The following is a 14,360-nucleotide window of genomic DNA, read 5'->3' as shown; positions in this document are numbered from 1 at the left end:
AACATTTAAGTTTATTTTTCATAAAGGCAGTTAGCAGGGAAATACTTTACCTCCTAACTACCTAACCAATTTAAGTAAACAGATAAGAACTGTTACCTATTGTTTGCATCTACCGTCTAGAGATGTACAACCTTTAGCTTGAGGTCCTTGAACTCCTGAATTGCACTCAGAGCCGCATGGCTTGGAGCAAGAAGGTGTATAAGTACCACAAGGGCTACAGCCTTTGTCTTTCTTGTTGCCACAAGGATTGCATGGCTTAGGTGCACAAGGATCTTCAAAGCAGCAATCTACAATACGGCAACAACTAGTCAAGCCAAGAGCACCACAAAATACTGTAGCTAGTAAAACAGCTTTCTTCATAAGTTTATAACTCCTTTCTAATTAGAAAACTTAACGTGCTTGATTCCTTATTAAAAACCCTTTCAATTTTTAATAATTAATAAAGCACTTTCCCATAAACAATATTACAATAGAAAATAAAAATTTTATCAATTCTTTTTTCTATTTTATATTTTTTCTTAAACTAATTGTTTTACCGGTAGAAAAAACAAAACTAAGGTTAAACTAACGCGATTGGTTAAAGACAGTTGTATAGCGACAACTGTGTGATAAAGAAAGCCTGAAGAACTTGATTATAAGCCACTTGCTCAGGTCATGGTGATGAAGAAGAACTTTTTTTTCTCTCCTTAAATCATTCATATTCATAGATGTATGATTTTATTATAAAAGTCCTACTGATAATTAATAGATAATAAAAAGAAAATTATTCTAACATTTAAACAAATAGGGAGTTGAGAAATGAAAAGATTTTCTTTTGTATATGGTATTTTCTTTTTATCTCTCTTTGTATCTAGCTGTTCCTATGCTCCCCCTCCTCGTAGCTATATTCTTGCACAAAGACGGGTCCCTCTAACTAAGCAAGCGAATTCCCTAGACTTTTCTGTAGCCAAGTCCATTTTCCATGCCTCTTACCCACAAAACATCTAGTTCTGTTGGGTAAAATCTCATTTGTGAGTGATGGCTAGGTAAAAAGTCTTAAAACTCGAAAATCTTACTTTCTAGATCTTCTTCTTTCAGAACTTTATCGATGGTCGTTTGGATTTTCTTAGGTACGCCTCCGAGGAGATTTTGCGCATGAACCAAACGGGCGCGTGTACGAGGTTTTCCTAATAACTCCATAGAGTCAAATAAAGGTAATCCCTGCTTCTTTCCTGTAATCGCTACATAAAGTAAAGGGATAACGACCTTCTTATGGTGTACTTGGAAAGCTGATGACAGCCATTTTGACCCTTGATAAAACTGGTCTTTTACCCATAGATCGGATTTTTCTAAGTATTTGACATAACTATAAAGAAGAATAGCCGCCTTCTCCTGAGAAATCGTTGTAGGTAACAGCTCCTCTTTTGAATATTCGGGAAGAACGGAAAAGAAAAATCCGGTAAATCCGATGAATTCGGCAAGAGTGGTAATGCGAGACTGACAGAGTGGGAGAATTTTCAAGAAAAACTCATCATTGATTAGCCAATCTTTTAGTTTAGCTAATAGGCTTTCCGACGACCTTTCATGAGTGAGGTAATGCTTATTCATCCAATCTAGTTTTCGGGTATCGAAAACTGCTCCCGACTTTCCAATACGTCGAGGGTCGAAGTTTGCGATAAGCTTCTCTAGAGAATAGATCTCCTCATCCCCCTCCATGCTGTACCCCATCAGGGTAAGGAAGTTCATGAAGGCTTCTTTGATGTAACCAGCGTCTCGGTAATAGAAGATGGACGTAGGATTTTTTCTTTTAGAAAGTTTTGTCCCGTCAGGATTAAGAAGTAGTGGCATGTGGAGGAAAGTAGGAGCTTTCCAACCAAAAGCTTGGTAAAGAAGCAGGTGCTTAGGAGTCGAACTCAGCCACTCCTCTCCACGCAGGACATGAGTGATGCCCATGAGATGATCATCGACGACATTAGCAAAGTGGTAGGTAGGGAAGCCATCGGATTTGATCAAAACCTGATCATCTACGTCTGCCCAGGGGAAAACCACCCTACCCTTGCAGTAATCGTCAAGAACGCATTCCCCGGTAAGGGGAACTTTCAAACGAATAGTGTATGGTTGTCCTTCTCGAGTACGAGCGTCTACCTCCTCAGAAGAAAGATACCGGTACCTGCGATCATAGCCTCCGCGATATCCTAGAGTAGTGGCTACAGCTCGCATTTCCTCAAGTTCTTTAGGTGTAGCAAAACACTTGTAGGCGTAGTCTGTTTTTAAAAGGAGTTCAGCATATTTTCTATAGATTTCAGTACGTTCCGACTGTCTATAGGGGCCGTAGGGGCCACCTATATCGGGTCCTTCATCCCACTGAATCCCGCACCACTGCAGTGCGGAGAAAATATTTTTTTCATAATCATCACGGCTACGTGTTTGATCCGTATCTTCGATTCTTAGGATCATCTTCCCATTGAATCGTTTTGCAAAGATTGCATTAAACAAAGCCATATAGGCTGTCCCTACGTGGGGATCCCCTGTAGGCGACGGCGCAACTCTAACACGTACGTTTTCCCAAGCCATTCTCATTTAATCCTAAGACGAAAGAGACTTGATACCTTGAACCTAGTTATTTCTTCAAGAGAAATCCTTCTCTAGGTTGTCTCAACAAAATTAGAGACGAAAAAAAAAACAAACTCTGCATCCCTAATCAAGCTACAGAGTTTTTATGAAAAATCACACAGACCTGATTTATCTACATCTAAACAGAAAAATTAAAAAAACACGAGATGTTAATAAGGCGAAAGAGATAAAAGCAGTGGCTAAGAAGCAGAAGAAGACAAATTATGAACTAGTTGTTCTCAAACAGGAGAGTCTCGGAAGAAACTGTTTCTTTCGCTGTAGCATGCTCAACAACTGCAACGCCTTTAACTTTCTTTGCTGTTTGCTTATTCAAATACTCGCTTTTGTATCTATCGATCTCTGATTGGCTAATAACCCAAGCAGCGCCTTTACGCTCTCCTCGCATAGTCCCTGTACGTGTAGCATAGTATACTTTTTGCACAGGAATCCCTAACATATCTGCGACTTGGTTCACAGAATAACAACCCTTATCATTATCAAAGAGCAGTTCACCTTGATAAAGCGACTTCTTTCGTGAATACCGATTACGTTTGTAGTCTTCCAAATCTTTTAGATCGATTTCCCACCGGGTTGTTTTAGAAGCCTTTAGTTTCTTTTGTTTGATTGCTACATAAATCGCTTGACGTGTTACATTATGCAATTTTGCAGCTTGTGTAATAGAAACCATCTCGGTTCCTTCCTGTTCCTTAATTTGCTGCGCATCTTCTCTGTCGTCTACATCGAAACAGCTTTCATGTTGTATGCATTCCATACGTTAGCAAACCTCCCCCCTCAACATATTGTAAAATTAAAACAACCTTAATAGTTAGTAGTTCTTCCTTGTTTTTTAGAAATTTTTAAATAAGCATTTTCCTAAGAAAAGCTTTATTAATCAAGCTTTTTTGTTAATACAAAGTTGATGTTTTTGGTTTAAAACTTAATAAAACCAAACTACTCTGTCTTTTATTAATATTTCTTAACATTAAAACAGGGAAGTTTTAACAAAATGAGTTCATTTGAACGCAAGCCACTCCCCCCAAACATCTTACAAGGAAGCGATTTTAAGAAGCTGTGTGATTTCATTTTGATCTTTCCAAGCCAAAAGTTTTTATTTAGAAAACTAGTTCAACTACTGAAAATTAAATAGACAGATCAGAAATAACCAGATTGTATCGTAATAATTTCAACCCTCTATTTTAAAATCCTATTTTAACTATGATAAAGTACTCTGAAGCGCTTTTGATCATGCTTTGACTACTTTATGCGAGTATTAGCACCTTAATTTTGAAGACAAATCTAGGGTAGGGACAACAGTGCCATAGAGAACCTTTTACGTAAAAGATTCTCTATCCGGGCACAAATACGTTTTCGTGTGGTTGAAGTTAGCTCGCATCAACTGTTGTTTCGATTAGTTGAGTCTTCCGAATCAAAATGAACCTTAATGTGTTCAACAATCTGTTGTATAGTGTTCCTATCCAGAGGACCTTGATGATCTAGAAGATATTCTCCTACAGGGATCTTCCTACCGGGAAGAACAGGGGCATGGGGATCTAAAAATGGCGCTGCAAAACAGTTATCCCTGGTGAACAAGCCGTCCCCTATTAATTTTGATTCGCAATCTACTCCGTGTATAAATAATTCTGGGCAGACAAGAGATTCGCTTAACTTCGCAGAGTTTATCTCCCAGTTTAACAACTTAATCGTCCACACTCCTAGTTGCCCCAACCATTGAAGGGCAATGGATGAAACTGACTTTGGTCCACGATCTTTAACGACAAACCAGCGAACACCGTCTCGTCCATCAGTGACTTCGTTACTTAGCGCTTGAGCCTGTACTAGGGTACCTAAAGAATAGCCGTAGGCAATCACTTGCGTGGCTTTTGGCCCTTCGGGGTGATCGCGAAGATAATGCACACAAGCTTGGTAAGATTTACCTAAAGATTGGGGTGAAATATGCCCTTTACTATGCATGACTCCTGGGTAGTTAAATACCAAGACATTGGATTGAGTTTGTTTGGCGATATTGAGTATCCAATCATCGTCATAGAGCAGAACCGTTCTATTTTCAAAACACTCACTATTCCCTAAAGAGACAAGCATCCACCTATCTGTTCTGGCCTCTGGGAAGGTGATTTTCATCGCATCAATAAATAAATCATCACATTGAATCGGCACACGTGTCACAGAACTTGCATAACCCTCGTTTACCAAACCGTTCGTTTGGATCTGAAAGGCCTCCTGTAATAACTTTCTGGGGGAACACAGAGGCACGACGAAGGCCCCACCTGCAGCAGGAAGCATGACGTTCTGGCATATCTTTCCCAACACCCAAAGTAAACCTAGGGGAATGAATAAAATAACTCGAATAATGAACTTAACTATAGCACTAATAACATCAAGTAACTTGTAAATCACAGGACAGCAGGCCCTTCTCTGATATGCCTTACGAGCAGCTTCGGAAGAAAATATAAGGATTTCAGGTTTGGGGTTCATCGTACACAAGGAATTACCTGTAACAGATGGTTGAGTGACTGAAAACATATCTACTGACGAGTATAAAAGTTAAAAGCGGGCATTTTAAAAAAAATGTGGAATAAAACAAAGAAAATGTTCCTATTCATGTACTTAAATTAAATATTTCTTTTTAAGAAGAACGAATTTAAAATAAAAATTATGAAAAAACTTTGCTTTAATTATCTTTAGAATTCCATAAAAAACCCGGGAAAATTACTCAGGACAACTACTCTTCTACCTGCCCAGAATCCCCAGATCTCTTCGTCTCTTGTTACGGGGTAATAAGTTAGGAAATGTTTACTTTGGATTATATTCAGAGATATGTTCGCTGACACAAATATTAGGGGAAACAAACTTAGAGAGGTCCTGCCTTCAATAAAATTGGGTGAATCATTTAAAACTAGGCTAGAGAAAAACTCAAGAAAAAAGTATTAAGAAATCTGAAAAACGCGGTGCAGAAGTTTAATGTTCAAAAGATTAAAACTTTGCTGTTGTGTCCTTGTAATTGAGTGGAAGAATATGAAAATCACGCACTAACAAATGGATGACTCCTCCGTTAGCAGATTGGGATAAACGTGGTGTATAGGCAAGTTCTAAAGGTTGATTCCAACTTGCTTTCAGAGCGCCGATTCTATCGCCTAATCCAAAAGCTATGCCTTCTAAGTTTCTTTCTCCGTAATTCAGGTAGAGTTTCAGATGATTACCTGGCAATAACTTTGGGTAACGCACCTGATGTACTATGGTATAAAATATGGGTACGGGATTGCCTTTACCAAAAGGTTCGAACAGATCGATGGAAGAGAGTAAATCGTGATCGATCTCATCAAAATCTGCTCGGGCATCTAAGGGAAGGGTGACTACGGCTTTTTCCTTTTTTAATGATGAATTCACAAGATGAATGAACTTTTTCCTAAAAGCTTCTATTCGGTCTTCATTAATGATAATGCCTGCGGCAAAATCGTGTCCCCCATAAGATATGAACATAGGGGAGCACTTTTGTAATATGCCAAGAAGGGGGAAAGATCCTATTGTTCTTAACGATCCTTTCCCTACCCCTCCCTGATTAGAAATAATAGCTACGGGCTTATTATACGCTTTAGCTAGGCGTGCTGAAATAATTGGAATGACTCTTGAATGCCAATCTTGTGATGATAGTACGATAGCTGCTTGTTTAACGATATCGGGATGATTTTTTAAGATTTTTTGCACATCATGAAAGACGTCTGCTTCTATTTTTTGGCGTTCTCTATTTATCTTGTCGAGATATTGAATGATGTCATCAGCGACTTCTGGATCTTTGGTAAGCAGCAACTCCACGCCTTTAGAAGCGTCGGCAAGTCTTCCTAAACTATTCAGTTTCGGAGAGATTTTCAAAACAATATCTGTAGAGGTAACTTCTGAAGGATTTACTCCTGAAAAAATGCATAATTTATGTAGTCCTAACCGTGACCCTTTAGCAATTTCTTTAATACCGTGGCGTACCATGGTACGATTCTCTCCTAAAAGAGTCCCGACATCCGTCACTGTCCCTAAAGAGACTAAATCTAATAAATGCTGAATATCTAATTTGAGTTTGGGATGATTTTTTTGTAAGGCGTCCACAACACCGCGGGCGAGTTTAAAAGCGACGCCGACGCCGGTGAGATCTTTATTTGGATAAGCATGATCTCTGAGCTTTGGATTTAATGTGGCTACGCAATGAGGAATTTTACCTGTGGGCATATGATGATCTGTAACAATGACATCAATGCCTTGCTTATTGATATCGCTGACTTCTTTCCCTGCGGTAATTCCACAATCTACGGTAATCAGCAAAGTCACACCTTCTTCCTTCATCTTAGCAATCAACAAAGAAAGTTCGCCATAATGTTTAAGGAACGCTCCTAAAAAACAATAGCTGACCTTGATTTCTATAGATCTCAAAAACTCTACAAGAAGAGCCACGCCTGTGATCCCATCAACATCACTATCGCCGTAGACCATGACATGCTCACGACGTTCTTTTGCGAGAAGCAAACGTTGTACAGCTTTTGACATATCGAGTAACAGTTCGGGATCATGCAGGTTGGATAGATGCACATAAAGGAAATCACGGACTTCATCTATTGTTTGGAATCCTCGGGAAATAAACGTTTGTGCAGCGACCGGATGAAGATGGAACTCCTTTATAATGAAAGAAAGTAGAGCAGGATCGTGCTTAGGATATATCCAAATAGGACTAGATACAGAAGAATTATCTTTACTTGCCATAGATGTTCGCGTCGTAAAAACTCTTTAAAAATCTATCTTTCTAAAGAGCATTTTCTCATCCTTCTGAACCAAAAACAACAATAACTTGAGGGTTATTGTTGTTTTCTTTCCTCTTTACGAACCATAAATAGAAGAAGAGGTGGTGCTATGTATAGAGATGATAGTGTACCTAAGAGAATACCTATTGTCATGATGAAAGCAAAGTTAAAGATTGATCCCCCACCAACAAATAATAATATTAACAAGACCGATAGCGTTGTGGCTGTGGTCATTACTGTTCTTCCTAGAGTTTTTTGTAGTGCATCGTTAATTAAGATCGGCATGGGGGTAAATAATTTTTCCTGACGATCTTCACGAATACGATCAAATATGATGAGGGTATTATTTAATGAGTACCCCAACACTGTCATTAAAGCGCCTACTGCTTGTAAATCAATTTGTATTTTTTGCAAGAAGAAGTGCGTGGCGACTAATACGGCGCAAGTAGCCAGAAGATCGTGAATCAAAGCACAAATAGCACTAAATGCGTAACGCCATTCGAAACGCAAGCTAACGTACAGTAATATGATGCATAAGGCGCCCATCAATGCTATAAAAGCTTGTTGTCGCATCTTATTAGAAAACTGGCCGCTAACTTTAAACCAAAAATTCTGAACATCTTTGAGACTTTCAGAAGAGATATCGATTCCCGTATCAGAAAGTATATGCATCACGATAGATAGGTTAGGATCTGCGGTGTCCGTAGCAGGTCTTTCTGGAGTTTGTACTCGTGTGAGTGCGTTCTGACTGAAATAAATTTTTATCTTATCCGAAGAACCAAAAGTTTTGATTCTAAAGTCTCTAGGGGATATCCCTACTTGCTTAAATTTATCTCCCAATGTGCTGCGGAACTTCGTGACATCTACAGATGTCTGGTCGGCCATATTCAAGGTCAGGGCATACCCACCTTTAAAGTCCATACCGACAACAGAATTCCACGCGCCGAAACCTAAAGCCACGCACCCTAAAGCAATGACGCTTCCGGAGACCATCCAGAGTCGTTTGCACTCTTTCAGGAAATCATGCTTGATGCCGATGAATTTGTTCATCATGTGTAGCTGTGTTTCTTGAGTTTTATTCATCCACACCATGAAGAAAAACTTCGTCATAAATAAGGCTGTAAACATTGAGGAGAAAATTCCCAGGATTAAAGTAAGAGCAAACCCTTTAATCGGTCCTGTATCTAAAACTAAAAGAAGTAACGAAGCCAATACAGTGGTTAAATTGGAGTCAAAAATCGCTCCAAAAGCCTTCTTATATCCTGCCTCTACAGATTGAGTAAGACTTCGCGATAGCAGATATTCCTCTCGAATTCTTTCGAAAACAAGGACGTTAGCGTCTACGGCCATGCCCATAGCAAGGACAATTCCAGCCAACCCTGTGAGGGTGAGTGGCGCATCGAGATATTGTAAAGCTGCCCAAATGAGTAGGAGATTAAGAATAACAGCCCCGGAAGCTATGACACCGCCGAACTTGTAATAAACACTCATTAAAATGATCAAAACAGCAAGACCGAGGCATACGGAAATGATTCCCTGTGTACGTTGTTGTTTTCCTAATTCAGGAGAGATAACTTCTTCACTTAAAACTTCCGGAACAAAAGACATAGATCCTGATTTTAAATCCGTAGCTAAGCGGTGCACTTCACGATGGGAAAACTTCCCAGAGACGCTAGCTTGATCTTTTAAAGGAGCATTTAATACCGGATCACTAACTACGTAACCGTCGAGGACCACAGCCATTCTCCACCCTCTACCTGAAGAATGCTGACCATTTGCCGTTCCATTTATGCCTTCCTGACAGTAAGTAGAGGTCCAGGCGTGGAAACTCTCTCTTGGAGAAACATCGTGGGCTTTTTGAGCTATGCCGGTATCTTTTACTGAGAAATTTAAAATATAACCTTCGCCTACGGCAAATTCTGGCCGAATATTTTTTAATGAAGCACCGTCTAGAGCGTAGTTACGAAAAACGATCATTAAGGGGTTGGCCTTCCCCTCAACATCCTTTTCTATAGCGATCATGGAATAGGTAGTATCTAAATGCGATGAAGCGATCTCGTTATCCATTTTTGGGAAAGCAAGACCTTCCTGTTGCAGTTTGGCTACTGCTTCTTGCACACTGGAGGGCAAGCGGGAATCTGGATTATTAAAAATATCACTCGCGAGCTTATTCACTGCTTCCGGAGAAGTCGCCTCTTGACTTTGTGCTGTAAACCATAAATAGTCTAGAAATCTTTGGACTTCATAGCGCAGAGCAGAGTAAGGAGAGAACTTTTCATTGACTACGTGGAAAGTCATTTGAGAAGTTCCTAAAATTTCCTCGGAGGAAATTTTGGTAGATCCAGGGACACTTAAATGTACATTATCCCCCTCTCTGCGTATTTCTACTTCTGAAACTCCCAATCTATTTAAACGCGCGTAAAGTTCATCTGAAACCTTAAGAATTCCTTCCTTATCTGTTAACTGCTTCCCTTGATGATCCTTGAAGGCTAAGCGGATCTGTTTCCCGCCGATAAAATCAATCCCTAGACGAAGGACACTATCTCCTCGGGAGTATTTGCGTAAGTTCAGTTTAAGATTTTCCACAAAAGCGCTTCGATGAGGTACGGCAGCGCGTATACGCTGTTGAGGATCCATAGAACAACTGGACTGGCGGTATTGCTCGTGCCAACGTACCCACTCTTCTTGACGGCGTTTTTCAATACGATTTAGGGTTTCTAAACGATCGCGAATATCGCGCACTTCAAGACTTGCAGTTGCTCCTTCATTGGCAACGACAAAATTTTCTCCCCAAACATCAAAGTATCTTTGTAAAGGCTGTCGGATTTCTAAAACTTCATCCTCTCCGAGACTCCAGGGAGTGACGTCTGTATGAGCAAAACAATTGTATAAGTTGTGTAAATCCTTATCGAAAATCTTAGCATCTTCTTCTGCCCCTTGCTCATATTTCGCTGCAACAGAGCGTAATCCTTTAAGAACTACATAGATAGACCCTTTAGAAAAATGCGAACAACTTTTCTCTGGTGAGAAAATAAAACACCCATAAGCATCGCTTTCTTTGGGCAAACGGCAATGTATGGGGAAATTCTCGCGGATAAGATCGCAAGATTGTGCTGGGGGTCTGTGCAAAGCGAGTGTAGCTAAATGCTCGACTATCCCCTGGTAGATACGTTGCCCGTGCAGTACGATTTTTCCGCTCGCCTCTTTATCACTGAGATTAAACACAAATCCTTGAACAGATTCTTGAGCTGGTTGTTGAAGCTTACGAGCTAACCTTTGTTTTTCTTTTGCCAACCATGAATCAAAATCTAGGCGCTGTTCTGCAGACAACTCATCACGTTTAGCAACCACATGAGGATCGAGACAAAACACAAGTTTTCTTTCTTTAGGAGAAAAGTCTACGGAAGAAAAGAATGGAGAGAGTGCGCTGCAATCTAAAGAATTATCCACTATACGCGTAAAAGCTTTTTTCCATCTTGGAGCTCTCAACTTCAAATTTTGGTATACGGATTGTAAAACAGATCGCTGTTGTTCTGAAAGATCCGACAGCGTCGCTACATTTTCCAATCGTGATAAAAATGCAGAGTAATCCTTCTCAGAAGAGAAGAAGTAATTCAGTAGTGCTACAGTCCTTGAATGCGGAAGAATGTCTAAACCGACTGCAAGGTTCTCTGCTAATTGCACTACCCTAGCTATGGAGGCTGTATTCCAAATTGAGGTATAACCGCAGGAACAAGCGTGAGCAGGAGCTGAAGTCAGCAAATACAGAGCGGCGTTTAACATTTCCTTTGCTGGTTCCGCATCTTCTCGATTGTAGGAAACAAAAGAAAAATCATTTTCTGTTAAAGCCGTAGTTAAAGTGCCGGTAACTTGAACAACCCCGCCATCTTTATTATCATACCCTAAAACGTATAAACGTGAGGATTTTATAGGGACGGTGGGTTCGCCATAAATCATATTTTCAAGAAACGTATACGCATCTGCATTATCTTTGAAGTGAATATTCACCACACCCGGGATACTTGGGTGCTGTACAATATGTCCGCGTAATTTCAATGCAGAGAGTACAGAAGAAACTCTGGGAATAATATCGCTACGTACTTCAGCTACCTGATTCGTTAACTTCCGTACGATTTGTTGAGCTTCTTTCTCATCGACTTTTTTATTTAGCGGTCGTGAGTAATACAGACATGTGGGCAACACATAGTATAGAGCTAATCCAAAAACACAAATAATAATACTTAAATTGCGTCCAAATCTCTGTTTCATTGCGTGGCTCTTTTAAAATAGCGAATATTTTGAATAGAAATACTAAATGAACCAAAATACCAATTGAAAATAATATCGTCAAATGAAGACCTGTTTAGAAATTTAAACAGATAATTTGTTACGAAGAAAGCATTACATTCTTAAGGTTATAACTTATAAATTGGTATCATCTCTTTTAGTTATGACTGCTTATAAACTTAAATTTCATAAAAAATCAATCTACCTCAAGAGAGTGTCTTTAGGGTAGATTAAATCACATGACACCAGGTAGAACTTGCAGGAGAAAAATCCGAGAAGGATAAACTTTCTCTACTTGGGAACATCACGTTGGTATCTACGGATCTTAATGGGGCCACACTTTCTGGATCAACAAGAGCTATAGTTATTCGAAGTCTGGACTTACTTTCGGGGATGACAGTTTCCATGGCTAAAGATTCTACAGCTTGAAGAAAAGCGGTTTTAGAAAGGGTTTTTGTTGCATGTAGAGCCTCTGGACTTAGACCTTTGACAACGCCCAAAGGAGACACTAAAAGGCAAATGCCTTCCCGACTCACCAGACGAGAAACTGCCACTCTTTCTATTGCTGCTTTGAAAGCTTCAATATATGTTTCTGTATAGACTGAGAGCAAAGAAGCACTCTCATAAGCTTCATCACCCTGTCGCAATCCGGGAATATGTGTATACAGAACTTCTTGAGGCGTGGGCCCTGGAGGGTGATCTGGCCATGAGGCGGAAATGATTTTGTCCTCAGAATAAGAAGTTCTCAAAAAGCTTTTCACCCCTTCGAGCATAGCTTTAGGCAATTGGAAGACTTCCTGATATTGAGTTTCGGTTTCTAACTGATCATGTCTAATTGCGTCTAAATCCAGTTCCTGAATTAAAATTGTCCCGTTTTTTTTCGCCGATCTCTTTTCTAAAATTTTTTTTAGATTATCCTTAGTCCCCTCACAGATATAAATATTTCTATTTACTTGATGACAGTATACACTTGGAGACAGAAAACGCCACTTCCACAATAAAGACAGGTATTCTCTCTCTGTTATCGAAGAAACGTGAGGTTTACGATAACGTAATTTTGGAATTTCTATACGTGTCCACGCTCCTCCATATTGGCAATACGCAACGATAAACAAGAGGATGCCGAGGATGAATAATCCGATACATGGGAAAAAGGTCTGACACATACTCGCAGCCAGTATACTACAGGAAAACGCTGCTGTTCCCAAAACAGCAAAAATTCCCGAAACAACCTTTTTAGCTGCGTGGCGTGCAGTAGGAATGTAATGAACATTGCCTTTTTCTTTTGTACACATAAATGCAAGTTTAGGCACATACCCAAAACATATTCGAGGCAATTTCATTTAAAATACCTTATAAGTCTTTAGTATTAGTCTCATAACTGTAAAATACAATTAAAGTATAACAAATCAAAGAAATAAAAAACCTCTAGGAACTTTAGGTTAAAAAATTTCTTGTCATTTTATAATTATTTAATTGTAAACATCCTTTACTTATATGTCTCAGGGTGTTTGTTCTATAACCAAGACGTAGAAAACAAAAAATTCCCTAACCGTCTGTTTTAGGGAATATGTTGACAAATGACTTTGGTATTTCTTTACTTTGCCAATGAAAAAATTAACGAACTCTTCCTCAATTCCCAAGCACATTGCACTGGCTGGAAATGCATAGAAATCTTCATTAAAAATGTCTGTGCAAAGTGGCAGTGTACTCTTCAATATCTTTCGATTCAAGAATGTCAACTTGTCAAGATATGAGGTTTCTTCTACTATGCCTCTCGGAGGTTCTAACTTTTTGAATTATTTTCAGATGTTTTACATCCCGAAGAAAATGCAAAAACTCTTAGGCTATTACTTTGGCTTAAGAGGGGGTTTAGCTGCTATTGTTCAGTCATAACGTATACTTCCACAACTAATGATGTAGATATGTCTCTCACCTTAAAACAGGCGGATCAAGCTAGTCTATCCATGCAGTCTCTACCGAAGCATGTTGCCATCATTATGGACGGAAATCGGCGTTGGTATCGGCAACATCAAGCGCAGTGCTCTATCAAGAGCTCTTCTGGGCATTACTACGGCGCTAAAGTTTTACCTAACATTATTGAGTCTGCTTTTTCCTTGGGTATAGAGGTCCTCACATTATTTGCCTTCTCTACCGAGAATTTTCTACGCTCGGCGGAAGAAGTTGCAGAACTATTTTCACTCTTCCATGCTCAACTAGATGAGCAGCTTCCCTACCTTATTGAAAATAAGATCCGGCTACGTTGCATAGGAAATTTGTTAGCCCTACCTCCTGACTTGCAGCAACAAATTGCTAAAGTAGCATCGGAAACCCAGAGACATGGGATGAGGGAGCTTGTTTTAGCTATTAACTATGGTGGGAAAGATGAGTTGGTACGCGCATTTAAAAAACTGCATCATGATCTAGTAAATAAAAAAATATCTTTAGATTCGGTTTCTGAAGAGTTAATCCGCTTATATTTAGACACTTCGGAAATTCCTGACCCAGATTTATTAATTCGCACGGGTGGCGAAATGCGTGTCAGTAATTTCCTCTTATGGCAAATAGCATATACAGAGCTCTATGTAACCGATGTTTTATGGCCGGATTTTAAACCTTATCATCTTCTAGATGCCATTAAAGCTTACCAACACAGATCACGACGAGGAGGCAAATAGC

The 14,360-nt window shown here is 39.5% G+C and carries 9 protein-coding genes; 2 read left to right on the top strand and 7 right to left on the bottom strand.

Translation table 11 applies throughout. The features are described from left to right. Window positions 1–96 precede the first annotated feature (96 nt). The gene (locus CHAB577_RS00990; RefSeq protein ID WP_006343847.1) at window positions 97–360 is read right to left on the bottom strand and encodes a small cysteine-rich outer membrane protein; all 264 of its coding nucleotides are present in this window, start codon (window positions 358–360) and stop codon (window positions 97–99) included. A 438-nt stretch (window positions 361–798) separates the two neighbouring features. On the opposite strand from CHAB577_RS00990, the gene CHAB577_RS00985 reads away from it, so the two are divergent. Further along, window positions 799–987, top strand: coding sequence for a hypothetical protein (locus CHAB577_RS00985; protein WP_041461309.1), 189 nt, complete (start codon window positions 799–801; stop codon window positions 985–987). Between the two features lie 48 nt (window positions 988–1,035). Here CHAB577_RS00985 and gltX read toward each other — a convergent pair whose 3' ends face one another. The 6 genes from gltX to CHAB577_RS00955 all read right to left on the bottom strand — a co-directional run bounded on the left by gltX (window position 1,036) and on the right by CHAB577_RS00955 (window position 13,024). Further along, on the bottom strand, window positions 1,036–2,553 hold the full coding sequence (gene gltX, locus CHAB577_RS00980) for a glutamate--tRNA ligase (RefSeq protein ID WP_011096884.1): 1,518 nt from the start codon (window positions 2,551–2,553) through the stop codon (window positions 1,036–1,038). Window positions 2,554–2,821: 268 nt separating this feature from the next. Continuing rightward, window positions 2,822–3,364 (bottom strand): helix-turn-helix domain-containing protein, encoded by a 543-nt coding sequence (locus tag CHAB577_RS00975; protein WP_011096883.1) that lies wholly within the window; start codon window positions 3,362–3,364, stop codon window positions 2,822–2,824. A 620-nt stretch (window positions 3,365–3,984) separates the two neighbouring features. After that, window positions 3,985–5,085 carry a CPn0927/CPn0928 family alpha/beta hydrolase fold protein gene (locus CHAB577_RS00970; protein ID WP_173024170.1) on the bottom strand — a complete coding sequence of 367 codons (1,101 nt, stop codon included), beginning with the start codon at window positions 5,083–5,085 and terminating at the stop codon, window positions 3,985–3,987. A gap of 498 nt (window positions 5,086–5,583) precedes the next feature. Beyond that, window positions 5,584–7,356 carry a single-stranded-DNA-specific exonuclease RecJ gene (gene recJ, locus CHAB577_RS00965; protein ID WP_011096881.1) on the bottom strand — a complete coding sequence of 591 codons (1,773 nt, stop codon included), beginning with the start codon at window positions 7,354–7,356 and terminating at the stop codon, window positions 5,584–5,586. 92 nt (window positions 7,357–7,448) lie between these two features. After that, entirely contained in the window at window positions 7,449–11,663 is a 4,215-nt protein-coding gene (locus CHAB577_RS00960) for a protein translocase subunit SecDF (protein ID WP_011096880.1), read from the bottom strand. A gap of 248 nt (window positions 11,664–11,911) precedes the next feature. Beyond that, complete coding sequence (locus CHAB577_RS00955; RefSeq protein ID WP_011096879.1) at window positions 11,912–13,024, bottom strand: hypothetical protein; 1,113 nt, start codon at window positions 13,022–13,024, stop codon at window positions 11,912–11,914. Window positions 13,025–13,606: 582 nt separating this feature from the next. Here CHAB577_RS00955 and CHAB577_RS00945 point away from each other — a divergent pair. Further along, window positions 13,607–14,359 carry an isoprenyl transferase gene (locus CHAB577_RS00945; RefSeq protein ID WP_011096878.1) on the top strand — a complete coding sequence of 251 codons (753 nt, stop codon included), beginning with the start codon at window positions 13,607–13,609 and terminating at the stop codon, window positions 14,357–14,359. Window position 14,360 lies beyond the last annotated feature (1 nt).

Source organism: Chlamydia abortus, from assembly GCF_002895085.1.
GTDB lineage: Bacteria > Chlamydiota > Chlamydiia > Chlamydiales > Chlamydiaceae > Chlamydia > Chlamydia abortus.
This window is presented reverse-complemented; position numbering and strand designations above follow the sequence as displayed.